The organism is Specibacter sp. RAF43, from assembly GCF_052114065.1.
Classification (GTDB): Bacteria; Actinomycetota; Actinomycetes; order Actinomycetales; family Micrococcaceae; genus Specibacter.
Genome location: NZ_JBFREA010000020.1, coordinates 1 through 22,937 on the forward strand (window position 1 = coordinate 1; position 22,937 = coordinate 22,937).

At 66.1% G+C, this 22,937-nt stretch carries 23 protein-coding genes and 1 pseudogene; 13 read left to right on the forward strand and 11 right to left on the reverse strand.

Annotated elements, in window-relative coordinates:
• Positions 1-472 precede the first annotated feature (472 nt).
• A complete protein-coding gene (locus AB4Y80_RS11700; protein WP_442214327.1) occupies positions 473-991 on the forward strand; it encodes a sensor domain-containing protein in 519 nt (172 codons plus the stop codon).
• Positions 992-1,317: 326 nt separating this feature from the next.
• On the opposite strand, the gene AB4Y80_RS11705 is transcribed toward AB4Y80_RS11700, so the two are convergent.
• The 3 genes from AB4Y80_RS11705 to AB4Y80_RS11715 form a co-directional block, all read right to left on the reverse strand.
• Complete coding sequence (locus AB4Y80_RS11705) at positions 1,318-2,013, reverse strand: response regulator (RefSeq protein ID WP_442214328.1); 696 nt, start codon at positions 2,011-2,013, stop codon at positions 1,318-1,320.
• A 28-nt stretch (positions 2,014-2,041) separates the two neighbouring features.
• Positions 2,042-3,316 (reverse strand): sensor histidine kinase, encoded by a 1,275-nt coding sequence (locus AB4Y80_RS11710; protein WP_442214329.1) that lies wholly within the window; start codon positions 3,314-3,316, stop codon positions 2,042-2,044.
• Positions 3,317-4,108: 792 nt separating this feature from the next.
• Positions 4,109-4,711, reverse strand: a complete 603-nt coding sequence (locus AB4Y80_RS11715; protein WP_442214331.1) for an NADPH-dependent FMN reductase — start codon at positions 4,709-4,711, stop codon at positions 4,109-4,111.
• Positions 4,712-5,250: 539 nt separating this feature from the next.
• On the opposite strand from AB4Y80_RS11715, the gene AB4Y80_RS11720 reads away from it, so the two are divergent.
• On the forward strand, positions 5,251-6,030 hold the full coding sequence (locus tag AB4Y80_RS11720; protein ID WP_442214332.1) for a type 1 glutamine amidotransferase domain-containing protein: 780 nt from the start codon (positions 5,251-5,253) through the stop codon (positions 6,028-6,030).
• 46 nt (positions 6,031-6,076) lie between these two features.
• Here the strand turns inward: AB4Y80_RS11720 and AB4Y80_RS11725 are convergent, their stop codons facing one another.
• Positions 6,077-6,817 (reverse strand): aquaporin, encoded by a 741-nt coding sequence (locus AB4Y80_RS11725; protein WP_442214333.1) that lies wholly within the window; start codon positions 6,815-6,817, stop codon positions 6,077-6,079.
• 45 nt (positions 6,818-6,862) lie between these two features.
• Here AB4Y80_RS11725 and AB4Y80_RS11730 point away from each other — a divergent pair, with 45 nt between their 5' ends.
• Entirely contained in the window at positions 6,863-7,537 is a 675-nt protein-coding gene (locus tag AB4Y80_RS11730; protein WP_442214335.1) for an arsenate reductase/protein-tyrosine-phosphatase family protein, read from the forward strand.
• A 94-nt stretch (positions 7,538-7,631) separates the two neighbouring features.
• Positions 7,632-8,054, forward strand: a complete 423-nt coding sequence (locus AB4Y80_RS11735) for an arsenate reductase ArsC (protein WP_442214336.1) — start codon at positions 7,632-7,634, stop codon at positions 8,052-8,054.
• 421 nt (positions 8,055-8,475) lie between these two features.
• On the opposite strand, the pseudogene AB4Y80_RS11740 reads toward AB4Y80_RS11735, so the two are convergent.
• Together AB4Y80_RS11740 and AB4Y80_RS11745 are read right to left on the reverse strand one after the other, a co-directional pair.
• Positions 8,476-8,643 (reverse strand): annotated as a pseudogene (locus AB4Y80_RS11740) (hypothetical protein); the annotation flags it as partial.
• A complete protein-coding gene (locus tag AB4Y80_RS11745) occupies positions 8,637-10,451 on the reverse strand; it encodes an FAD-dependent oxidoreductase (protein WP_442214337.1) in 1,815 nt (604 codons plus the stop codon). The gene AB4Y80_RS11745 and the pseudogene AB4Y80_RS11740, both read right to left, overlap by 7 nt.
• Positions 10,452-10,809: 358 nt before the next feature.
• On the opposite strand from AB4Y80_RS11745, the gene AB4Y80_RS11750 reads away from it, so the two are divergent.
• Together AB4Y80_RS11750 and AB4Y80_RS11755 are read left to right on the forward strand one after the other, a co-directional pair.
• A complete protein-coding gene (locus AB4Y80_RS11750; protein ID WP_442214338.1) occupies positions 10,810-11,736 on the forward strand; it encodes a S1C family serine protease in 927 nt (308 codons plus the stop codon).
• Between the two features lie 191 nt (positions 11,737-11,927).
• Positions 11,928-12,647, forward strand: coding sequence for an SDR family NAD(P)-dependent oxidoreductase (locus AB4Y80_RS11755; protein ID WP_442214339.1), 720 nt, complete (start codon positions 11,928-11,930; stop codon positions 12,645-12,647).
• 28 nt (positions 12,648-12,675) lie between these two features.
• Here the strand turns inward: AB4Y80_RS11755 and AB4Y80_RS11760 are convergent, their stop codons facing one another.
• From AB4Y80_RS11760 to AB4Y80_RS11770, 3 genes are read right to left on the reverse strand one after another with little or no spacing between them, the layout of a single operon-like run.
• Positions 12,676-12,912 (reverse strand): hypothetical protein, encoded by a 237-nt coding sequence (locus tag AB4Y80_RS11760; protein ID WP_442214340.1) that lies wholly within the window; start codon positions 12,910-12,912, stop codon positions 12,676-12,678.
• Positions 12,913-12,967: 55 nt separating this feature from the next.
• Positions 12,968-14,521 (reverse strand): 5-oxoprolinase/urea amidolyase family protein, encoded by a 1,554-nt coding sequence (locus AB4Y80_RS11765; RefSeq protein WP_442214341.1) that lies wholly within the window; start codon positions 14,519-14,521, stop codon positions 12,968-12,970.
• A 17-nt stretch (positions 14,522-14,538) separates the two neighbouring features.
• Positions 14,539-15,297 (reverse strand): LamB/YcsF family protein, encoded by a 759-nt coding sequence (locus tag AB4Y80_RS11770; protein WP_442214342.1) that lies wholly within the window; start codon positions 15,295-15,297, stop codon positions 14,539-14,541.
• Between the two features lie 185 nt (positions 15,298-15,482).
• On the opposite strand from AB4Y80_RS11770, the gene AB4Y80_RS11775 reads away from it, so the two are divergent.
• The 4 genes from AB4Y80_RS11775 to AB4Y80_RS11790 all read left to right on the forward strand — a co-directional run bounded on the left by AB4Y80_RS11775 (position 15,483) and on the right by AB4Y80_RS11790 (position 17,528).
• Positions 15,483-15,971, forward strand: coding sequence for a hypothetical protein (locus AB4Y80_RS11775; RefSeq protein ID WP_442214343.1), 489 nt, complete (start codon positions 15,483-15,485; stop codon positions 15,969-15,971).
• Positions 15,972-15,976: 5 nt separating this feature from the next.
• The gene (locus tag AB4Y80_RS11780; protein ID WP_442214415.1) at positions 15,977-16,330 is read left to right on the forward strand and encodes a winged helix-turn-helix domain-containing protein; all 354 of its coding nucleotides are present in this window, start codon (positions 15,977-15,979) and stop codon (positions 16,328-16,330) included.
• 158 nt (positions 16,331-16,488) lie between these two features.
• Positions 16,489-17,127, forward strand: coding sequence for a dihydrofolate reductase family protein (locus tag AB4Y80_RS11785; protein ID WP_442214344.1), 639 nt, complete (start codon positions 16,489-16,491; stop codon positions 17,125-17,127).
• 47 nt (positions 17,128-17,174) lie between these two features.
• Positions 17,175-17,528, forward strand: coding sequence for an iron chaperone (locus AB4Y80_RS11790; protein ID WP_442214345.1), 354 nt, complete (start codon positions 17,175-17,177; stop codon positions 17,526-17,528).
• A gap of 292 nt (positions 17,529-17,820) precedes the next feature.
• Here the strand turns inward: AB4Y80_RS11790 and AB4Y80_RS11795 are convergent, their stop codons facing one another.
• Together AB4Y80_RS11795 and AB4Y80_RS11800 are read right to left on the reverse strand one after the other, a co-directional pair.
• The gene (locus AB4Y80_RS11795) at positions 17,821-18,192 is read right to left on the reverse strand and encodes a hypothetical protein (RefSeq protein ID WP_442214346.1); all 372 of its coding nucleotides are present in this window, start codon (positions 18,190-18,192) and stop codon (positions 17,821-17,823) included.
• A gap of 83 nt (positions 18,193-18,275) precedes the next feature.
• Positions 18,276-19,061, reverse strand: a complete 786-nt coding sequence (locus tag AB4Y80_RS11800; protein WP_442214347.1) for an isocitrate lyase/PEP mutase family protein — start codon at positions 19,059-19,061, stop codon at positions 18,276-18,278.
• A 488-nt stretch (positions 19,062-19,549) separates the two neighbouring features.
• Here AB4Y80_RS11800 and AB4Y80_RS11805 point away from each other — a divergent pair, with 488 nt between their 5' ends.
• The 3 genes from AB4Y80_RS11805 (at position 19,550) to AB4Y80_RS11815 (ending at position 22,861) form a co-directional block, all read left to right on the forward strand.
• Positions 19,550-19,876 (forward strand): LapA family protein, encoded by a 327-nt coding sequence (locus AB4Y80_RS11805; protein ID WP_442214348.1) that lies wholly within the window; start codon positions 19,550-19,552, stop codon positions 19,874-19,876.
• 178 nt (positions 19,877-20,054) lie between these two features.
• Positions 20,055-22,400: a molybdopterin oxidoreductase family protein gene (locus tag AB4Y80_RS11810; protein WP_442214349.1), complete on the forward strand. Its 2,346-nt coding sequence runs from the start codon at positions 20,055-20,057 to the stop codon at positions 22,398-22,400.
• Positions 22,397-22,861: a hypothetical protein gene (locus AB4Y80_RS11815; RefSeq protein ID WP_442214350.1), complete on the forward strand. Its 465-nt coding sequence runs from the start codon at positions 22,397-22,399 to the stop codon at positions 22,859-22,861. Before AB4Y80_RS11810 ends, AB4Y80_RS11815 begins: the two co-directional genes overlap by 4 nt.
• Positions 22,862-22,937: the final 76 nt, after the last annotated feature.

Below are 22,937 nucleotides of genomic sequence, written 5' to 3' on the forward strand. Positions count from 1 at the left end.
GAACCCAACCCTGTTCCCTCGGGCGTCCAGCTCGCGCAAGAACCCAACCCTGTTCCCTCGGGCGTCCAGCTCGCGCAAGTGGTCACTGCCACGGGATCGGGCATTAACGCTGATCAGCTGGTGCTCCAATACCTGGGCTCGCCGATTCGCTCTCACGCCGCTATCGCGCCCAGGGGTGTGAGGCCGAAGCCACACTCTATGCTCCCTGTCCCGGAGCGGCGAGTAGAAGTGCTTCATCCCGCAGGACGCGGCAACGGGCCAGCAGAACGGTGGTGTCCTTTCCCGTCCTTGGAGCCGTGCATTGGCTCATCGCCTTCCTGAGGGAGCCGGGAGCATCCGGCCGCAGATACGACTTTTGATGTACGCAGCCGTCGCCGATTTCACCATATCGAACGATCTGGATCCGTGGACCCTGCCTCTAGGCTGGCGGTATCCCCTTCGAACAAGACCGATTCCAACGAGGAAAAGCGCCATGACTACTGCTCCCGTTTCGATCCAGCGGCCCCCGGCCCCGCCCACGCAAGCCCGAGGGCCGGGCCTGCGCGGCCTTGCCAACAATCTCGGGTTCCTGCTGCCGGCGCTGCCCCTGACGTCCGCCGGGCTGGCCGTGACCCTCACGCTGTTTGCGACGGGAGTTGGCACCCTCATCATCTACGCCGGGTTCTTCCTGCTATTCGGCGCCCTATACGCGGGGCGCGGCCTCGGCACTCTTGAACTCACCCGGCTGCGGTCGGCCGGATGCGACCTGGGCCGGCCGCGGTGGGCAGTGCCCGGGCGGCCCGGAATCATCGGCGCCATCCGCACTGTTCTGGGCAGCGGGCAGTACTGGAGGTTCCTGCTGCACGGCATGCTCATCAACCCCCTGGTCGGTATCTTTACCTGGTCTTTGACGGTGACCTGGCTCGCCGCCGGTCTGGGCGGCAGCACCTACTGGCTTTGGTTCCGTTTTCTCCCCGGCCCTCACGACAATGACTGGCACATCTCCGAATGACTGACCGTAAACTTCGCGCCCGATCTCTTTGCCTCCCTGGACCGGGCCCTGGGTGACAATCTCATCAATCTCCTCCTCGGTACCGTCTTTCTGGCTACGCTGCCCGCGGTTTGCCGCGGTCTCGTGAACCTCCATGCCACTTTGGCGCGTGTCCTGCTTCGCACCCCCTGATCCGCAGTCTGCCAGGGCCCGGCTTGCCCGGTGAGCCCCAGTACAGACATCCCCGCCGATTGTCCGGTTCCTCCCTCTTCCGGGGGCCGGATACCAAGCGCATCACTTTTCCGAGGCCCACGTTGCCGTCGCCTGCGCCTCCCGATACCTCTTCCTCAGAGCCGGAGCCGGACGAGGCCCGACTCGAAGGCCACGACCACTGCCTGCACCCGGTCTCGGACGCCGAGCTTCATCAGGATCCGCCCGACATGGGTCTTGACCGTCGCCTCGGCGACGTAGAGGCGTTGGGCGATTTCCTGGTTGGCCAATCCTTCGGCCAGCGCCACCAAAACCTCCTTCTCGCGCACCGTCAGCAGGGCCACGACCTCCGCGTGCCTGCGCGGTGCCTGATCTTGGAGCGCCGGCAGCGCCGGGGCCAGCAGGTCCATCATCCGGCGGGTGACCCGCGGCGACATGGCCGCATCCCCGGAGGAGACCGAGCGGATTGCTGCCAGCAATTCTTCGGGCTGGACGCTTTTGAGCAGGAAACCGCTGGCCCCGGCCTGGATGGCGGAGAATGCGTACTCGTCCAGATCAAACGTGGTCAGGATGATGACACGGCACTGGGGCCAGGCGTTGACGATTTCCTGGGTGGCGGCGACCCCGTCCAGCCCGGGCATGCGCACATCCATCAGGACGACGTCGGGCTTCTTCTCGGTGACTACTTCGATGCCGGACCGGCCATCCCCGGCCTCTCCGACCACTTCCATGTCGGGCTGGGCGCCAACGACCATGCTGAAGCCCATCCGCAGCAGCGCCTGGTCGTCCACCAGGGCGACCCGGATCGGGGCCGGGGCAGGTTCCGTTGGCACGCTCACGCTGTCCCCCCGGAGACGGCATTCATGATTCCCCCTTGCTGGCAATCGGTAAGGTGGCCCTGACCCTCCAGCCGCCCGGGCTCTCCGGCCCGGCCTCCAGCGTCCCGCCGTAGATCGCGGCCCGTTCCTGTAGGCCGAGGATGCCCAGGCGGGATCCCTGGGAGGGCTGGGGCTCCGGCTGCTGGCCGTTGTCCTGGACGGTGACCTCAATCTGAGCCGGGCCATAGTTGACGACGGCGGTGACCCGGGTGGCGCTGCGTGCGTAGCGCAGGGTATTGGTCAGGGCTTCCTGGACAGTGCGGTGCACCACCATGTGCAGTGCCGGATCCTGTGGCGGAGTCCCGGTCGTGGTGAACGTCAGGGGAAGGCCCGCAACCCGAAAGGTTTTCACCAGCCCCGCCAGCGACTCCGGGCCCGACGGCGGCAGGATTTCCTCCGCGCCATCCGGCTCCCGGCCGCCGGGTCCCTTCAGGACGCCCAGGACGCCGCGCATGTCCACCAGCGCCTTCCGCCCCGTTTTCGCCACTTCCCGGATGGCGGTACCAGCCCGCTCGGGCGAGGTGTGCAGCACCGCGTCGGAGCCGTCCGCCAGCGCGACCATCACCGAGAGGCTGTGCGCGATGATGTCATGCATCTCGCGGGCAATCCTGGTGCGCTCAAGCGCGGCAGCCAGCCTGGCCCGCTGGTCACGTTCGATCACCAGCTGCCGGGCATGTTCGGCCAGCGCCGCAATATGGCGGCGCTGGCTGCCCACGCTCGTCCCAATCAGGACCGCGATCAGCGCGGAAATCCCGGCCGGAATGGTCGCTTCAGATTCCGTGATCGGATCAGGCTCGGGCGAGAACGGGGTGGGGGACGGGTCGTTGACCAAGGCATCGGCCACGAGGATAGGAAGCACGCAGGCGAAGCCGACCCAGGCCGCACGGACGGAACGGTACACCGCCACCGCATACAGCGCGAAGGACAGCGGCAGCAGCAGGAACAGTCCGTGGACGGCATAGCCGAGAACGGTCAGCGCAGCCGTAGCCATGAGCACTCCCACAGGATGACGGCGGCGGAAGAGCAGCAGCACCCCGGAACTTGCTGCGAGACCGGCCGCCGTCGTGGGGTGCTTGAAAATATTGGGGAACAGCAGCAGAACGGGAATAACGTTCAGGCCGACGCACAGCACGGTGATGGCCACATCAACGCCGACCGGATGCAGGACCAGGAAATGCCGGAACGGCCCCGGCTGGTGTGGCAGGTCCGGGCCGGGCCGCGGCCCCACGGGCAGTTCCACACCAAGTTCCTGTTTCATGTTCCCCCAAGATCAAATTTGCGTTCCGCCGCCCCGGGCACGCAGCCGGACATGACAAAGCGGACGCCGTACGGGAGGGCGCCCTGTCACCGATCATAGGACACCATCGTCCGGTCTGACGTGAAGATGCGTGGTGAAATGAAGGCTGGCAATGGTGGGAGCACATGGCTGTGGAAACCGTCGTCGGCGTGGTCGGCCTCGTCCTTCAATGATTCGCCAATCCTGATGCCTGCGGCCCTCGCCCATGGTTCCGAGTCCTACGAATCCGATTTTCTTGCTCATGGTTAAATCCTTTCGTTGTGTTGGCTGGATCCCGACTGGCGCTACAACTTGCAAGTTTGCGGCAATCGACGGAATCGCGTCGAAGGCGTAGGAGAACCTCGGTTCGTGCCTTAGCCGGCGTCGGCTTCCGGTGTGGGTCCCCGCTCGGGCATGACCTCCTTGACCAGGGTCAGGGCATTGAGCACTCGCGGGAAGCCGATATAGGGGATGCAGGTCAGGCCCGTGCGTGAGTAGATGTCTCCGAAGCCGAAGGAGGCGATGTAGTCGGCTCAGGAGCCGTGAGGGGCCAGACCAGTGATGTGGTGCAAACGGTCGGGTTTTCGTAGGCCCGGACGTAGGTGAGGGTATGGCCCGTGTCTTACTCGGCCCAGGTGATCAGATACGGGTTGGGGCGGAGTTCCCAAGAGCGACTCACACTGTCGAAACGGAAACGGCCCGGCCTGGCGTCGGCGCCGCGGCCATCCCGGCAGGACTCCGCGCTGCGGCAAGGGGCGGTGACCCGCCCGGTGGTTACTTCCTCGAATCGGGGTGCTCGTCGCCGATATGCCCCGGTGCGGTGGCGGCCAGGACGCGCTGGACGAAGGCGCAGTACTCGTCCATGTAGTGCCGCAGGAACGCTTCCGTGGCCTCGTTCTTGACCTCGCCGCCGTCCCCGAAGACCTCGGGGCTGAAGGTGATGTAGGCTTCCGGAGCGTTGAGCTGCGGGGCGTCGAGGAAGCTCAGGACGCCGCGCATGGACGACTGCATGACCGCCGTGCCGATGCCGCCGGGGGAGGCGCCGATGATGCCGGTGGGTTTGCGGGCGAACGAATTCGTTCCCCAGGGCCGGGATCCCCAGTCGATGGCGTTCTTCAAGGCGCCGGGGATGGAGCGGTTGTATTCGGGGGAAATGAAGAGGATGCCGTCCGATGCCTCGATGGCCGACTTCAGGGCCCGCGCCGGGGCCGGGAAGTCGGCATCGACGTCGGGGTTGTACAGCGGCAGGTCCCGGATCGGGATCTCGGTGAACACAAATTCTTCCGGCGCAAGTCTGATGAGTGCTTTGGACAGGGTCCGGTTGATGGAATTGCCAGCGAGGCTGCCGACGAAGTAACCGATCCTATTTCCGGTCATGGCTGGTGTCCTTCCCGAGGCCAAGCAAGGAGGCCGTCAATCGGCCCGACCCTGCTCGGCGTGGATAATGGGTCCCACCTTCAGCAGTTTAGCGCGCGCCGCCCTGGCCAGGACAGGACTCAGGCAGACTTTTCATGAAGGGCCAGGTGGCGTGTCTGGCGGGGGCCAGCCAAGACTTGCTGCTGCGGCTGGGTGCCTCGCAGCAGACGGAAACGGTTGCGGCCTGGGTGAACGAGGTCGCGGCGGTTGGGCATCAACACTGAGTGGCTGCGGCGCTGTCGCAGGCCCTTGACGGTGCGGGTTTGGTCGGCTTGTCGTTCGCGACTCTGATGGGCGCTGCTTTCGCAATTCGTCTTAGCGGCTTCCACCGGCAAGGGTGGAACGGGTTGGGGCAAGCGTGAGGTAGCCCAATCCGGAGAGCCCGGAGAGCAGGAGTCGACATCAGGCAAGAACCCCGGATCGGGGCGGGAGGCCCTGAATTGGGCTAGGCAGGTTGTCGGGCACGCGCCTAGGGTGGGGGTGTACGAAAGGAGCATCTCATGAAGAAAATCCTCATGGTACTGACCAGCGTTTCCGAGATCGGCAATACGGGAGAGAAGACCGGCTACAACGTGGCCGAGGCTGCACATCCCTGGAAGGTCTTCAAGGATTCCGGGCATTTCGTCGACTTCGCGTCCATCCAAGGCGGCCAGCCCCCTCGCGACAAGGTGGACTCGGAAGATCCCATCCAGGTTGCCTTCACGGAAGACGAGACCACCCGCGCCGGTCTCTACAACACGGCCCGAGTCGACGTCGTTGATCCCGGCCAGTACGACGCCGTCTTCCTCGTGGGAGGCCACGGCACCATGTGGGACTTCCCGAACAGCGAGGGCTTGCAGAACCTGGTGGCCACCGTCTACAAGGCCGGCGGATTGGTGGGTGCGGTCTGCCACGGACCGGCCGGGCTGCTGAACGTGGAATTGGAGAACGGTCTCCGCCTTGTCCAGGGTCGGCATGTCGCCGCCTTCACCAACGACGAGGAAGTCGCTGCAGGAAAGGACAAAGTCATACCGTTCTTCCTGGCAGACCGGCTTATGGAACAAGGCGCCATCCACGACTCCGCCGACGTCTTTGAGGAAAAGGTCGTGGTCGACGGCCGGCTGGTGACCGGCCAGAATCCGGCCTCAGCCGCCGGCGTGGCCAAGGAGATGGAGAAGCTCTTCGCGGAGGTTATCCACCAKGAAAAGGCCGAGGAGCAGCACGAGGCGGAGGCTCTGCGTGCGGAGAAGGACGCCGAGAAAAACGCCAAGAAGAAGGCGGCGGCAGACTCGGAGCACTAGCACCAACAGGGCACTGAAGCCGACGGCGTCGGCTGTGACTGTCAGTTCAGGAGCCGGTCCTTTCCATGGCCTGCCGGCGATCGACGTCGTCCACGCGGGGTGCCGCGGCGGGGAACAGGAGGAGGAGCAGGCCCAGGCCCACCGCCGCCCCGATCACCTGGGCCACCATGAAGCCGGGGACGGAGGCCGGGGCGATGCCGGCGAAGGTGTCGCTAAAGACGCGGCCGACCGTGACGGCGGGGTTGGCGAAGGACGTCGAGGACGTGAACCAGTAGGCGGCGCCGATGTAGGCTCCCACCGCCGGGGCCACCAGCGTGTTCCGGCGGGTGGCGGTCAGGGCGAAGATCAACAGGACGAGGCCGGCGGTCGCGACGATCTCGCCGAGCAGATGTCCCGGGGTGGTGCGGTCTTTGACCGAGACGGAGGTGCCGACGTCAAACATGGCGTTCGCGAGCACGCTGCCTCCGATCCCGCCCACAGTCTGCGCCACCACATACATGCCAAGCTCCGGCACTGTCAGTCCGGTTCCCCGGCGCCGGCCCAGGACGTAGTCCACGAGGGAAACAACGGGGTTCAGGTGCGCTCCGCTGACAGGTCCGAAAACGATGATCAGCACCGTCAATCCCAATACCGTCGCGGTGCTGTTCTCGAGCAGCTGCAAACCTACGTCATTGGGGGACAGCCGCTGCGCGGCGATTCCGGAGCCGACGACGATGGACACAAGCAGGCCGGTGCCGAGCAGTTCGGCGACGGCGCGGCGCCACAAGGGCGGCTGGAGTGAAGTCATGGAAACAGCTTGACTCATGAAACTAACTCAGTCAAAATTGAACCAATGAATATTGAGCAAATTGACGGACTCCGGGCACGCGTCGCAAAGCATGCCGCCCTCGCCGATCCCGCCCGGCTGCGCATTGTGGACCTCCTGACGCTCGGCGACCACTCCCCGACGGAGCTGCAGGCGGAACTCGGGATGCCCTCCAACCTCCTATCCCACCACCTGCGGACACTGGAAGAGGCGGGGCTGACGACGCGCCACCGCTCCGAGGCCGACAGGCGTCGGAGCTACCTTCGACTCGCCCCCGGAGCGCTGGACGGACTCACCCCCGGGGGTGATCGCGGGGCGCGCCGCATCCTGTTCGTCTGCACGCGCAACAGTGCCCGGTCGCAACTGGCCGCGGCACTCTGGCGACAGTCCAGCGAAATCCCCGCATCATCGGCAGGGACCCACCCGGCCGACCGCATCGCCCAGGGAGCCCTCGACGTCGCCCGCCGCCACGGCGTCGTCCTTGCGGACATCGCCCCCCGCCAACTGGACGAGGTGGAACAGGGGGAGGACTTCGTCGTCACCGTGTGCGACAACGCCCATGAGGAACTCACGCTAGCGGGTGGAATCCACTGGTCCGTGCCGGACCCGCTGCGGCTGAACACCGAGGAAGCCTTCGAGGCCACTTTCACCGACCTATCCCACCGCGTCGGCGACCTCGCGCCGCGCCTGCACGTGGCCTAAACAACCGGCCATTGCTTGCTTCCGCCCGGCAGTCGGCCCTTCGCTGCCACAACGACGCAGAGACCCTGCACCCCGCCGATTCCAGGAGTAACCCGTGAGCACCACCGATACCGCCAAGAACCCCTCCGTCCTGTTCGTCTGCGTGCACAACGCCGGGCGGTCGCAGATGGCCGCCGCCTACCTCGCCACGCTTTCCAACGGGGCCATCGAGGTCCGTTCGGCCGGCTCCGAACCGGCGGAGTCGGTCAACCCGGCCGCGGTCGCCGCGATGGCCGAGGAGGGCATTGACATGTCCACCGAAATCCCCAAAGTATTGACCACGGACGCCGTGCGGGAGTCCGACGTCGTGATCACCATGGGGTGTGGGGACACCTGCCCGATCTTTCCCGGCAAGCGCTACGAGGACTGGGAGCTGGACGACCCGGCCGGGCAGGGCGTGGACGCCGTCCGCCCTATCCGCGACGACATCAAATCCCGCATCCAGGCGCTCATCGCCGAGCTCCTGCCCACCAGCTAGGGAAAAGAAGCAAGGACCTGGCCTTCACATCCCACCCCAGATTCAGCTGGTGCGGATGCTGCCGGAGAGCACGGCCCTGACGGCGTCCCGGAGGGATTGCAGGGTTGGCTGCCCGGCCAGGCCCTCCGGTGTGGAATACACGCGACACGTCACCGCGGCCTCGGTGTCCACAGGGAATAGGTCCGCCCCGTCGATGATGAACGAAGGCGAGCCATGAAACCCCAAGGCAGCGGCGTCGGCGGCCGAGCTGATTTCTCGGACGACAAGCGCCGCTGAGTTGGCGCCTTCCTGATCAAGAGCTCGGGCGAACAGCCCGGCGACGCGCGGTCAGCGGCCCGTGGCCGTAGAGCGCGGCATTGGTGCTGTCCGTGACGAGTGACCTCAACCGTCGATTCGACGGTCGAGGTCACCGACGCAATGTTCAGGCGTCATCCTTTCGCCGCGCCGCTTCGCGTCCCGCCAGGTAACCGAATACCAGCCCGAGCGAGATCGTTCCTCCGGCGCCTCCGTAGAACCCCTTCGTGGGGGCGCCGCCCGCGTTGCCGGCGGCGTAGAGGCCCGGGATGACCTTGCCCTCGGTATTCAGCGCGCGCCCGACTGCGTCCGTCTTCGGACCACCGACGGTGCCGAGCGCGCTGGCCTCGACCTTGAGGCGTAGTACGGCGCAGTGTCGACCGGTCCCAGCACGCTCGACTTGGGGCTCTTGAGCACGGGTCGGATGATCTTCGCCAGGGGCCCGACCACTACCGACCGCAGTCGTTCGGGGTTGTTCCTCTTCGCCGCCCGTCCCGCGAGCTTGCTCACGATCGGACCGATCGCCGCGGCGATGCGTACCCTGGCCTTTGCGGTGGCGGCGGGGAACCGCGCGTCGGGCGAGTTCTTGCCCAGCCGAGGGTAGAACGCGCCGAAGTAGCGGTCGAACATTGTGTCACCGCGGTTGAATTGCGGGTCGCGACTTCGTGCGGCTTCGGGGTTGAACCGGTCGACGGTGCGGAGCAGCCCCGCCTCGTCGACTCCGATCTTGGCCGCCAATTCCGCCAGGGTATCAGCGCGGTGGAGGTACTTGGGCACCTCTCCGCCCGGCGTGACGCCGAATATCCCGAACTTCTTCCAGTATTTCTGGTCGAAGATCAGCCACGCCGTGGCATTGGGCATGGTGCCCGTCGTCGGGTCGACCTCGCGCATGATCTGTCCGAACTGGTCATAGGCCAGGGCCTCGTTCGCGAAGCGCAGACCCTGACTGTTCACCATGATGCTGTGCGGCAGCGCACGTTCCCCCAGAAATACACGACTGAGCGGCTGGCCCTCCAACTCCTCACCGGGCAACTGCACCCCGGGCATCCACCATGCGTCCTCCATCCCGGTAAGGTCAGCGCCCACCTCCTTGGCCAACTGCACCGCGATGCCGTCATGACCCTGGGGCGAGACCTGCACGCCGAACGGCGCGTCGAGGTAGGTCGTGCTGACCTCGGCCGAGCTCTCGAATCCGCCACTGGCCAGCAGGACCCCCTTGGTGGCACGCACGGTGTGCTCGACACCGTCAGCCCGCACGACGATCCCCCGCACGCCTGACTCATCCGTGACGAGCCGGACCGCAGGCGCCTCGACGCGGACGTCGACGCCGTTACGCAGGCCACCTTCGAGCAGGGCCCCTACCAATGCCGGTCCGGCGAGCCAGACGTCGTCGATGCCGATGCCGCCCAACAACCAGAACGGAAGCGGGTTCTTGGCCATGCCGGTCGTCAGGGCCGGTCGCACGTACTTCGCGTCCTCTCCCAGACCCTCGGGGGAGTAAGGTCCGGGGAAGAGGGCCCGGCCGACCGACGCGCCCTCGATGTCGGAGCGGTAATCCGGCCAGATCGTCGGGATCCACCCGAAGGAGGTGTTCTTTTCGATGAACCGGGCGACGTGGGGTCCGGTTTCCAGGAACTTCTCCACCAGGTCGTGGTCAAGGATTTGGTCGCGGCCCTGGCCGTAGATGTAGCGCCGGGCCTGGTCCAGGTCGTCCTTCACCTTCAGGTCCTTGGTCGAGAAGCCATGGTTGGGGATCCAGGCGGCTCCCGCAGAGATGCCGGTGGCACCCCCGACGAGTTCCCGGGATTCGACAACGAGAACCCGTGCGCCCTCCTTTGCGGCGGTGAGCGCCGCCGTCAGGCCTGCCCCACCGGAACCGACGATCACTACGTCCACCTCCTCGGGGATGCCCTTTTGGGGCACGGTCCCGATGGAGCCACGGTGCTGAATCGAACTGTCAACCACGATTTCCTCCTTGCATAGTTTCGCAATGTCCTTCTCGCGGGGCCTACCGGTGCGCTGAGGCGCTGCTGTGGAAGTCCAAGAGCGGACAGTCGGCGCAACAGTCAGAACGAGCACCGCCCGGGCCCCACTAAAGTACATGCATATGCATATATCTTAGTCCATTTAGTTGACGTGTCAACTTTTTGCACCGGGCAACGGGGGCAGTTTCGCCGCGCCGCTGATGACTTCGAGGTTCGGCTGGGAGCTGCTCGGTACGCCGGTCGCCCGCTGAGCTTAGGCAACGACCGATTCACACGACGCAGAATTCGTTGGCGCGTTCACCGACGGCGTACCGGCGGCAGGACTATGGCGGACGCCACATTCGTTGTACAGGCATGAGGCGCAGCCCGTGCGTGGACGGGCCGCGTCGCCAACAACCGGCCACGACCGCCCCAGGAGGTGCGCGGTGGAGGAGTTTCCTGACGTTCCCCAAGCTCGGCTTGGGGCCGAGGAGGCCATGGATGCCTATTCCCGGACCGTCATCACGGTTGCCGAGGCGGTTGCGCCGCATGTGGCCGCCGTCGAGCTGATGGGCACCGGCCGCAACGGGCGCGTGCGCATTGGCGCAGGCTCCGCCGTCGTCTTCACCGAAGACGGCTACATGCTCACCAACGCCCACGTGGTCGCCGGCGCCAGCGGCGGGTGGGCGGCCTTCGCCGATGGCACGGGAACGGACTTTGAGATCAGGGGAGCGGACGTTCTCTCCGACCTGGCCGTTATCCGCGGCCTCTCGCACATGCATGCCCCGGCCCAACTCGGGGACGCCGAGGGGTTGCGGGTGGGCCAGCTGGTCATCGCGGTGGGCAATCCGCTGGGCCTGGCCGGATCCGTGACGGCCGGGGTCGTCAGCGGGCTGGGGCGGTCCATGCCCGCCGCCCTCGGCCGTACCCGGCGGGTGATCGAGGACGTCATCCAAACCGACGCCGCGCTGAACCCGGGCAATTCCGGCGGCGCGCTGGCCGATGCCCACGGCCGGGTGGTCGGCATAAATACGGCCGTGGCCGGCGCGGGCCTGGGCTTGGCCGTTCCAATCAACGCCACCACCCGGCGGATCATCGCCGCGTTGATGGCCGACGGGCGTGTCCGGCGCGCCTACCTGGGCCTGGCCAGCTCGCCGGTAACGCTGAACGAGACGATGGCCTTGCGCACCGGGCAGCGGGAGGGGCTGCGCGTCGCGGACGTCATCACCGGCTCGCCGGCGGAGCACGCCGGGCTGAAACCGGGCGACCTGGTGCTCACCGTCGGTCGGCGTCCGGTCTCGAGCGCCGAGAGCCTGCAAAAGCAGTTGTTCGCCGAGGCCATCGGTGTGCCGCTGCCCGTGACGGTGCTTCGAAACGGCGCGATGGTGGATGTCATCGCCGTGCCGGTCGAAATGACGGAATAGGTATAGTCGTCAATCGGGACTTGCGCAACCGCTGGGGCCCCGGGCCGAGCGGATCGGGGATACGGGTGCGCTCCGCGACGGGATGGATGAAGGGCCCGCGCGGACCTTGTCTTTTGATGCACCCGGGTGTTGCATTGTCTGGATAGAGGCCACCACCGTGATCGCAAAACGTTGACAGATTGGACTTAGTCATGCAGCTCGAGAACAAGGTCGCATTCATCACCGGCGGCGGATCGGGGCTCGGCCTCGCCACCGCAAAGACCTTCATCGCCGAAGGCGCGAAGGTCATGATCTTCGACTTCAATCCCCAGTCGCAGGAAGTCGCCGAGGAGATAGGCGCGAAGTTCTTTCAGGGCGATGTCTCAAAGGCCGAGAGCGTTGAGGCCRCCGTCGCGAAGACGGTCGAGGAATTCGGCAGCCTTGACATTGCCGTCGCCTCGGCGGGTGTCGGCGGCGAGGGCGACGTCGTCACCTCCACCGTCGAAAACTGGGAACGCACCAACGGCATCGACTACACCGGCGTGTTCTACACCAACAAGTACGTTATCGAGCAGCTCCTCAAACAGGGCAGGGGCGGCGTCGTTGTCAACCTCGCGTCCATGTTCGGCCTCGTGGCCGTCTCGAACAACATCGCGTACTCGGCCTCGAAGGGCGGCGTCGTGAACATGACCCGCGCCGCCGGGACGATGTACGCGAAGGAGGGCATCCGTGTCAACGCGGTGGCCCCGGGCGTCATCCGCACCCCGCTCATCGACGAGCCGACCCTCGAGCAGTATGCCACCCTGCACCCGGCCGGCCGGGTCGGCGAGGCGCAGGAAGTCGCCGACCTCATCACATTCCTCGCCAGCGACAAGGCGAAGTTCATCACCGGCGCGACCATTCCTATCGACGGTGGTTATACGGCCGTCTAAATTCTCGGGGACGTGGAAGGAGCGAAGGTTACCCGCCTGCTGAATCCTCATCGTTCGCCGTATCCTCTATCCAGTCGATTGCCTCATCCGAAAGCAGGAATCCCTCTGGCACGCTGTCCCCGGCCCAGGAAGCATCCACCTCAGGATGACCCGCCACCGCCGTGATCTGATCCAGAACGCCTGGCGGCACGACGTCTCCGTTGTTGTCCATGAGCCATTGCCGGGTCGCGGGGTCCAGCAATGGCCACCAGTTCTCAATGTCCATGGCCTCATTATCGGYCTCGGCGAGTATTTCGGCGACTAGCAGATTGCGGTTGGTGTCAGGGCGTTACGGGCACCGGCCCGGCGTCGGGAACAGCCAGAAAACGGAGTTTTGCGCCGGGGGCCAGCTGTGCGGCCTGGTCCAGGTCGTCTCCGATGACGACCCCAATGACCGGGTAGCCGCCGGTGACCGGATGATCGGCCAGGAACAGCACGGGCAGCCCGGACGGCGGCACCTGGATGGTCCCGTTCACCGTGCCTTCGCTGGTGAGCTCGCCCGTCCGTGCCCGTTCCAGGGCCTCACCGAGCAGCCGCAGGCCAATGCGGTTGGACGACGGCGACACCGTCCAGACCTGTTCGGCGAAGGAGGCGGCGGATTCCGGGGAGAACCAGTCGGTGCGAGGCCCGGGGACATAGCGAAACGTCGTGATGTCGGGCGGCGGTGGAGGCGGTGTTTCGGGGTTCCCGACCACATTGTGGGGGGAGGGGCGGCCCACCGGCAGCGCGGTTCCCGCCACGACGGGCGAGGATCCCGTTCCGGAGAGCAGGTCCGTCGACCGCGAGGACACGACCAGGGGGAGGTCGAGGCCGCCGCGGAAAGCCACGTAGCTGCGAAACCCCGACGCCGGCCGGCCGAGGGTGAGTCTTTCGCCCGCCATCAGGGCAAAGGGTGATTCCGAGGACTGTTTGCGGTCTTCGCCCGTGGCGGCGCTGATGGTCAGCGGTGCCGGGGCGCCGGTGACGGCGAGGACCTGGTCCTGGCGGGCTTCCAGTTCCAGGCCGCCGAGCACCGTTTCCAACGCCGCGTCTCCCGGGGCATTGCCCACCAGGCGGTTGGCGCGCCGCAGGGCGGCCCGGTCCAGGGCGCCGGAACCAGTCACGCCAATGTCCGCGAAGCCCTCCCGGCCGAGGTCTTGAACGGTTGTCTGCAACCCGGCGGCGCGCACCACGACGCCGGCGGGGGTGGCCGCCGTCGTACGCCTGCGGCGCCGCATGGCCGCCGTCTCCCGAACCGGGCTAAATTGCACCCTGTTGCCGGGGTTGACGAGAGCGGGGGACTGCCGGGTTGGGTCCCATATGGGCGCGGTCGTGCGGCCGATCAATTGCCAACCGCCGGGGGATATCCCGGGATAGACGGCCGAATACCGGCCGGCCATGGCCACGGTTCCGGCCGGAACGCTTGTGCGTGGTGATGGCCGGCGTGGAATGGGTGGATACGCCACTGCGGAGACAAGGTAGGCAAACCCCGGGGCGAAGCCCGCGAAGGCGGCCGTCCAGAGCTGCTGCGAGTGCATGCCCACCAGCCCCTCGGGAGTCAGGCCGGCCATGGCGGCCGCCACGGCAAGGTCCTCGCCGTCGTACACCGTCTCGATGACCACCACTGCGTCGTCGCGCTCCGGGGGCGTGGACAGGTCCGCCTCCCAGACCGTCCGGGCAATGCGGGCGGCCGCCGCGGTCGAAACGGCAGTGATGAGCACCGTCTCCGCGGCCGCCACCACATCCAGCTGCCCTTGGTCGGGCCGTTCGGTCAGGAACGCCTGGAGGCTGAGGACTTCCTCCAGGCCGGGGAGCTCCACCAAAATGGCACGGTCACCAACCGGCCGGATTCCCACTATGTGCCCCCTGGAGGTCACACGAAACCCTGGATCGAAACACCGGCACCAACGAGTGCCGCCTTGACGGCCGCGGCCATCGCCACGGCGCCGGGAGTGTCGCCGTGCAGACAGATGCTTTCCACAGAAACCTTCAGGATGCTGCCGTCGACGGCCTGGATTTCCTGGCGGGTGGCCAAACGAAGGCTTTGGGCGACGACGGCGTCCACGTCCGTCAGTACGGCGCCGGGCCGGGTGCGTGACACCAGGCTGCCGTCCGGGTTGTAGGCGCGGTCGGCGAAGGCTTCGGGGACGGTGCGAAGCCCGGCCTCCCGCGCCAAGCGGTCGATGTCGGAGTTGGGCAGCACCATGAGCGGCAGCGTTGCATCGACGGCCAGGATGGCCTCGACGACGGCGCGTGCCTGCACCGGGTGCCCGGCAATGGTGTTGTAGAGGGCGCCGTGGGGCTTGACGTATTGCACCCTTGCGCCTTCGGCCCCGGCCAGCGCCTGGAGGGCGCCGATCTGGTAGATCACGTCATTGGTCAGTTCCGCCGGTTCCATGTCGATGAAGCGTCGACCGAACCCGGCCAGGTCCCGGTATCCGGGATGCGCCCCGATGACGACCCCGGCACGTTTGGCGGCCGCGACGGTGGCCCGGATGGTGGTGGGGTCGCCGGCGTGGAAGCCACAGGCGACATTGACGCTGGAGGTGGATTCGATGATCCGGGCGTCGTCTCCAAACGTCCAGTTGCCAAACGATTCCCCGACATCGCTGTTGAGATCGATGGTTGCCATGGAGTTCTCCTTCGCGACGTTGCCCGCCGGGTGGTATTCATGGACCATGCGGCACTGATCCATGAATACCACCCGGTGGGCTACTTCGCGAACGGGGCGAGATAACTACTTGTTTAAAGGAAAGTAGTTATAGTACGGTGAGGGAAGTCCATCCGGACGCATCCGCGCCAGCCGAGGAGACCTTCATGGCCACCGACCACTTCCACGAATCCCGCCCAGAACTCGATGAGCAGTTGCAGGCGGCCCGCACCGGCGGAATCGGCGGGGCACGCCTGGCGCGCTCGGCGGACTTGGCCGGGGGGCGCTATGCCGCCGCGATGGCCACCTTCGTCGCGCTGTACCTCTTGGTGGTTGTCTACGTCTACCCGCAGGACATCCTCTGGCTGGACCTCGCCGCCACGGCTGCCTTTGGTGTCGGCGTGGTGGGAACCTGTGTCACGTACGGGCGTTGGCGCAGCGCCTCCGGCCTGGGCTGGAGCAGGCGGTATGCGGTCGGCTTTGCCTTCAGCGCCCTGCTTTTCGGGCTGGGCATGGTGCTGCTGGATCTGACGGAAACCCGCGACGCATGGCTGTGGATTCCGTACGCCATGGCCACGGGGTTGCCGCTGATGGCGGGGGCCTCCGCGGGCCGGTTCGGGGGATCCCGGGGCTGGGGCGGGTGGAGGACACGTTGACCAGGATTGCATGCCAGGGGCAGTCGGCCTCCGACGCGGGGCGCCCCTCGGACGCCGGCGCATCACACCATCCGCGGCTGCGGCTCGATGACTATCTGAGCCTCCCGGTCCGGCTAAGCATCGTCGCGGCCCTCGCCCGGGTGGACGATGCCGAGTTTGCGGCGGTGCGCGAGGCCATCGAGGTCAGCGACCCGGTCTTGAGCAAGCAGGCCGCGATCCTGGAACAGGCCGGGTATCTCAGCGCCAGGAAGGGCTACGTCGGGAAGCGACCCCGCACGTGGCTCAGCCTGACCGATGCGGGGCGCGAGGCCCTTCGCCGGCACCTGGAAGCCCTGCACGCACTCATCGCCGACCTCTAAGCTCCCATCCCAAAATGTGCAGCCGAGGAAGCGATCTTGCGCTTGTCCCGAGTCCGGCGGGGGAGACGCTGAGGCCCGTTGATTAGGTGAGGGCCTTGTGAGAGCCTAGAAGGAACCCCGTCGCCGGGCGACGACGGGCGAGCCGAACGGAGCACGGCATGGGACTCATTCATATCGACCTGTTCACCACACTTGATGGTGTCGCGCAGGCGCCCGGCGGACCGGACGAGGACCCCGACAGCGGGTTCACGTATGGCGGCTGGCAGGCACCCCTCTGGGACGAAGTGGTCGGCGAGCAGGTCAACTCCGGGATGGCGGGGATGGACGCGCTGCTGCTCGGGCGCCGAACCTACGATATCTTCGCCTCGTACTGGCCCTATCAGGAGGAGGGTGTGGACGGAAGCATTGCGCGATTGTTCAACCAGCTCCCGAAATACGTGGCCTCGCGGCAGTCGCCGACTCTTGAGTGGGCCAACTCCACACTGCTTGGTCCGGATTGCGCCGTCGCCGTCCGCGAACTGCGCGACCGACACGCCAACGTCCACGTCATCGGTAGCCTCGATTTCGTGCAGACCCTTTTCGCCGAACGACTCTTCGATCGGCTCACGCTCTGGGTGTACCCGATCCTCCTCGGCACTGGGAAGAAGGTCTTCGAAGATGGGGTGGTTCCGACAAACCTCAGGCTCATCGAGCCGGTCGTCACCTCGCCAAGGGGCGCGGTGATGCAGCGTTACGCCCTCGCCGAAGGCAAGCCCGGCGTGGGCGACATGTCGACTGAAAACCGGGAGAGTTCCTAGGGCGTACCGCCGTGATCCAAGGGGGGTGCCTCGGGTACGATCACCTTATGGGTACTGTCGGCACGTATCTCAGCACGATTGAAGGCCCCGATCGCGCCGCCCTCGAACGGCTTTATGCCATCGCGCTGGAACTCGTGCCCGCGGCGGAAGAAGGCACCAGTTACGCGATGGCCGCCCTCATGTACCGGGGCAAGGGCCTCATCGCCGCCGTCCAGGCAAAGAAGTTCCTGTCGCTCTACCCCTTCAGCGGCGCCGTCGTCGCAGCCAATCTCGACGTGCTGACCAATTTCGAAACAACAACCGGCAGCATCCACTTTTCCGTGGAGCATCAACTACCGGATGCCGCTGTGCGGCGCATCGTCCAGTCCCGGCKAGCCGAGATTGACGCAAGAACCCCTTAGGCAATCGCTGCGGACCAACAAGGATGATCCTGCTCGCCGCGGGCAGGCTGCCTCGGTGGTGAGCAGCCATGAGTGATCCGCGGGCCACAGGATACTCGGCGACTGTGCCCACATGAGGTCACCGACCCAGGGTGCGCGGCCAGGCCAGGGCGTATCCGCGAAGTCGTTCGCCACGAGGCGCGCTCCGATTGAAACCTCGCAGGTGAGCAGCCCGGAACCTGGTTCCTGCTCGTCGGGCGACTCGGAGACGAGGTAAGCAACTCCTGCCGAACGTACAAGGGCGCCCCATCCCTCAACCGTATCGCCAACCGTCCGCGGCGATCGGCCCGATGGAACTGCCATGGTCGCGCCGCACGAGCCGCGCGTACTGCGCCGCGGCGTGCATGGTGGTTTGGAACGATGCCGCAGCATTCCCCCAGGTGGCCTGCTCGGTCTCGAGTACCGCGGCTATGTCCGCGACACCGTCGAAATAGGTCGTCTCATCGATGCACCGCCACGTCTTCAGGTCGCGCGGACGGTCCCGCTCGACGGGGTGGAACACGCGCGCGTATGCCTCGAATCCTTCAGGCACAATGGAGAGGACGCTGCCCAACGGCTCGGCTTCCATGCGGCGAAGCCACTCGCCCCGCGCAGCCTCAGCCACCCAGGCGAATCGTGCTGACATGCGCTCATGCTCCTTTCGTGCAGGACCGCAGCGCGGTGGATGCGTCGGCCGTCGCCTATTGGGCGGGTTCGAGTCGACGACGGTCAGCCAGCGGTGCCGCCGCTAAATGCCACAAGGCGTTCTTGCATCTCCCAATAGGAGGTGGCGGCCGGGACCTGCCTGCCGTCGCGCAAGGCGGTGGCGATGTTCACGGCCGCATCCACGGCCGAGCGGTACGGCAGGGAGCCGGAACTCACCCGCCGGACCCCCAACTTACCCAGCTCGGCAACCGTCAGCGAGGGATGTGCCAACACGTTGACTGGCAGCTCAATCCCGGCGGTAATGCTCCGGATGTCCTCCGGGTCCGCAAGTCCGGGGACAAAGATCCCGTCCGCCCCGGCGTCGGCGTAGGCGCGGGCACGGAGCAGGACGGCGTCCAYGGTGGCCTCTTCGGCAAACCATATGTTGTCCACCCTGGCATTGACGAACACGCCCGGGCTGCGTTCCTTGACGGCGGCAATCTTGGCGGCCGAGACTCCTGGATCCACCAAATGCCCGTCCGTGCTGTCCTCCAGGTTGACCCCGGCCACGCCCGAGGCTGCCATCTGGGCCACAAATTCCGCAACCTCGACCGGGTCCTCGGAGTAGCCGTCCTCGATGTCCGCCGTGACGTGGACGGGCAGGCGGCACAGCTGCGTCGCCAAGGCGGCGGTTGCCGCCTTGCTGGACCGGCCGCCGTCGGGCCGGCCGGCACTTGCGGCAATGCCAAAGCTCGTGGTCCCGACGGCAGGAAAGCCCGCCGCCGCAAATGCCAGGGCGGAACCGACGTCCCAGGCGTTGGGCAGCAGGAGAGGCGTCGCCGTGTAGTGGAGTTCCCGAAAAGTGGCCATTTCATTCCCGTCGCGTGCCAACCGAATGGCTGGATTTGCCCTCAGTCTATAAACACGGCCTGGGGAGCAAGTCATCCCACGACGTGCCCTCTTCCGATGGCTGGGTCCGGCGAACAGGGGTCAGGCCGCCTTAGGCGAGGGCACAAACTAGCCATCGGCGGCCGTCAAGGTGCCCTCCGCACCCATCTGTTCCCACCCCTGTGCCCCGGGCGTAAGCTGGCCCGAAGACGAACAATCGGGAGGTTCCCATGCCCGGCATGAATATCAGGACGATGATTCATCAGGTGGAGAACCTCGCAGGGGTCGGGGGTGAGTCAGATCCTGAACAACTCCCCAACCGTGCTTGATGCGGTCGTGAAGTGGGGGCGCAAGACGACATGGCTGGTCGCCGGACAGCCGCCCGGACCGCCGGCCCAGGTCGGTGGGCTCAAATTTGTGAAAGTTCCGGCCATGTCACCCGCGATTTCATCGGAGAGGACAGTGACCCCATGAATGAAAAGCCGCACTCACCGGAAAACACGCCGCCGCACCCCACCAGCGAGCCGGTCCAATCCAAGCCCAACATCGTGACCCGTGCCAGCATGATGTGGGTTGCGACGTCCGCCGGTCTGCTGGTCCTGGTGCTCCTGATCATCCTTATCCTGCAGAACCAGGAATCCGTCACGCTTCACTACTTGGGACTCAACGGCACCGTATCAATCGGCGTAGGACTATTCATTGGAGCCGTCGGCGGGGGCATCCTCGTCGCCATTGCCGGCACGGTTCGAATCATCCAACTACGCACACGAGCCCGCCGCAACAAACCCAGCCCTTGAGGCCGGTAGCTTGCGTGAAGACCAACCAGCTTGCCAGTCATGGGTGGGGCCCGCCCGCGCGGCGGAACTTCCCACGCGGCCTCGGGTTGAGCCAATGATGCCCGTTGACGGTGGGCGACAACCGGGGTGCTTGCGCAGACCGGATGCTGACATGAAGCTGAGCAGTTGAGGAGGAGTCATGGTGGACCGCATCACCGACATATGGGGGCCTCGCACGCCGTACGCGCGAGGCGGGGATTGGCCCCCCCGGGTGGACCAGGCCTTGGCCGACGGCGTTCGGGAAGAGGACGTGGAGAGGTGGGTTCACTCGGCATGCGTGCTGTGCAGCAACGGCTGCGGGCTGGACATTGCGGTGAAGGACGGGGCCATGGTGGGTGTCCGGGGCCGGGCCGGGGACGCCGTCAACCACGGCCGGCTGGGCCCCAAGGGGCTCTTGGCCAGTTGGCAGGGGATCAGCAACAGTGATCGGCTCACCGTCCCCTTGGTCCGGGAAAATGGCCGCCTCGTGGAATCGGATTGGGCCACTGCAATGGGCCGCATAGTCGATCGAAGCCGGGCATTGCTGAGCGAAAAAGGCCCCCTGAGTCACGCCTTCTATACCAGCGGCCAACTCTTCCTGGAGGAATACTATGCACTGGCGCTGCTGGGCAAAGCCGGCATCGGAACGCCGCACATGGACGGCAACACGCGGTTGTGCACGGCGACGGCCGCGTCCTCCCTCAAGGAAACCTTCGGTTCCGACGGCCAGCCTGGCTGCTATCGCGACATCGATGAGTGCGACGCCTTATTCCTCTATGGGCACAACATGGCCGAGACCCAGACGGTCCTTTGGAGCCGGGTCCTTGACCGGTGCTCCGGTCCCGACCGCCCCCGGATCGTGTGCGTCGATCCCCGCGAGACGCCTGTCGCCCGCGAGGCGGATGTCCATTTGGCCGTCCGTCCCGGTACCAACCTTGCCCTCATGCACGGCCTCATCAGGGAGGTGATCGCCAATGACTGGCTTGACGAGGAATTCATCACCGCCCACACTCTCAAGTTCGGCGACGTTCGCGCGGCCGTCGACGAATGGACACCCGAGGCCGTGGCCACGACCTGCGGCGTTTCTGCCTCCGACGTCCGGCGGGCCGCGGAAATCTTCGGCACCTCCGACCGTCCGCTCTCCACCGTCCTGCAGGGCTTCTATCAATCTTCGCAGGCCACGGCCTCGGCCTGCCAGGTCAACAACCTGCACCTGATGAGGGGCAAGATTGGCCAGCCAGGGGCCGGGATCCTGCAAATGAACGGACAGCCGACGGCCCAAAACAACCGCGAATGCGGTGCTGACGGAGACCTGCCGGGGTTCCGGAACTGGGAGAACGCCCGGCACATCCAACAGCTCGCCAAGCTGTGGGATGTCGACCCTGACGTCATTCCGCACTGGGTCCCGCCCACGCACGCCCTCCAAATTTTTCGGTATGCGGAACAGGGCTCCATCGACTTTCTGTGGATATCAGCCACCAACCCCGCGGTCTCCATGCCGCAGCTGGGCCGCATTCGCGAGATCCTGGCCAAGGAGGAACTGTTCCTCGTGGTGCAGGACTTGTACCTGACCGAGACGGCGCAATACGCGGATGTTGTCCTCCCGGCCGCCGCCTGGGGTGAAAAGTCCGGAACATTCACGAATGTGGACCGGACCGTCCACCTATCCGACCAGGCGGTCCAGCCGCCGGGGCAAGCCCGCAGCGACCTGGACATCTTTTTGGACTACGCCCAGCGGATGAATTTCACCACGCGAAGCGGTGGCCCCCTGCTGCCGTGGCAGGACGCCGAGGAGGTCTTCGCTGCGTGGCGCGAGTGCACCCGCGGACGGCCCGTGGACTACACGGGGATCAGCTATGACAGCCTTCGAGGCGCCAGCGGGATCCAATGGCCGTGCAACGAAGAGCGGCCCCGCGGTACCATGCGGTTGTATGCGGACGGGCAGTTCCCCACAAACCCGGACTACTGCGAAACCTTCGGACATGACCTGCTGACCGGCGCCGCGGTCGGCGAGCAGGCCTACCGGGCCATGGGACCGGCGAGCCGCGCCATCTTCAAGACGGCGCCCTATACTCCGCCGCACGAGGAACCGGACGCGGAATTCCCGCTGCGGTTCACCACGGGGCGCAACGTCTACCAGTTCCACACGCGGACCAAAACCGGCCGGTCGCCCCAACTCAACGACGCCGCCCCGCACGTCTGGGTGGAACTGTCATCCGCCGACGCACAAAGTCTTGGCATCAGCGAGGGCGAGGAGGTGTTGATCCGGTCCCGGCGCGGGCGCCTCGTGGCGCCGGCCAAGATTACCGAGATCCGTCCGGGCACCGTTTTTGCCCCGTTCCACTACGGATATTGGGACTCCGGCGGAGAGCCCGGCGGGAGCCCCACCGCCGCCAACGAATTGACGTTGACCGAGTGGGACCCGGTGTCCAAGCAACCGGTCTTCAAGAATGCCGCAGTAGCCGTGGAACGCGTCGGAATAGCAACGAGGAGGGCTGAACGGTGAAGCTTCCCATCTATCTGGGCCTGCTCCACAAGTCCGAGGGAACACTGGCCACAGCCTACCGTCAGGTGTCCGAAGGCCACGGCGACGAGCCGGACGTGCACTACCTCTGCCAGACTCTCGCCGGCCAGTGCGACAGCCACCAGCGGAAGCTGGCCGCCGTCATCGAACGTTATGGTGAGGTGACGGGGGACGACGAACCCGAGCGCCTCCACGCCGAGGGGCTTGGTGAAACGCGTTCCGGACCCGTGGGCCTGCTCCGGGACTTGCAGGACCTGTACTTGCTTGCGAGCCTGGTCGACATCACCTGGACGGTGGTCAAACAAGCCGGCCAAGGGCTACGTGACGCCGAGCTGTTGGCTGTCGTGGCGCGCTGCGACCAGGAAACCGCCGTACAGCTGGCGTGGCTCAAGACGCGCATGAAGCAAGCCGCCCCGCAGGCCCTGATCGCCGCCGGCGCATAGATCGTGATTGACTGTCGCTCATTGCGCATTAGCCAAAGGGGAACGCACCATGGGGCGTCGCAATAAAGTCGTTTGT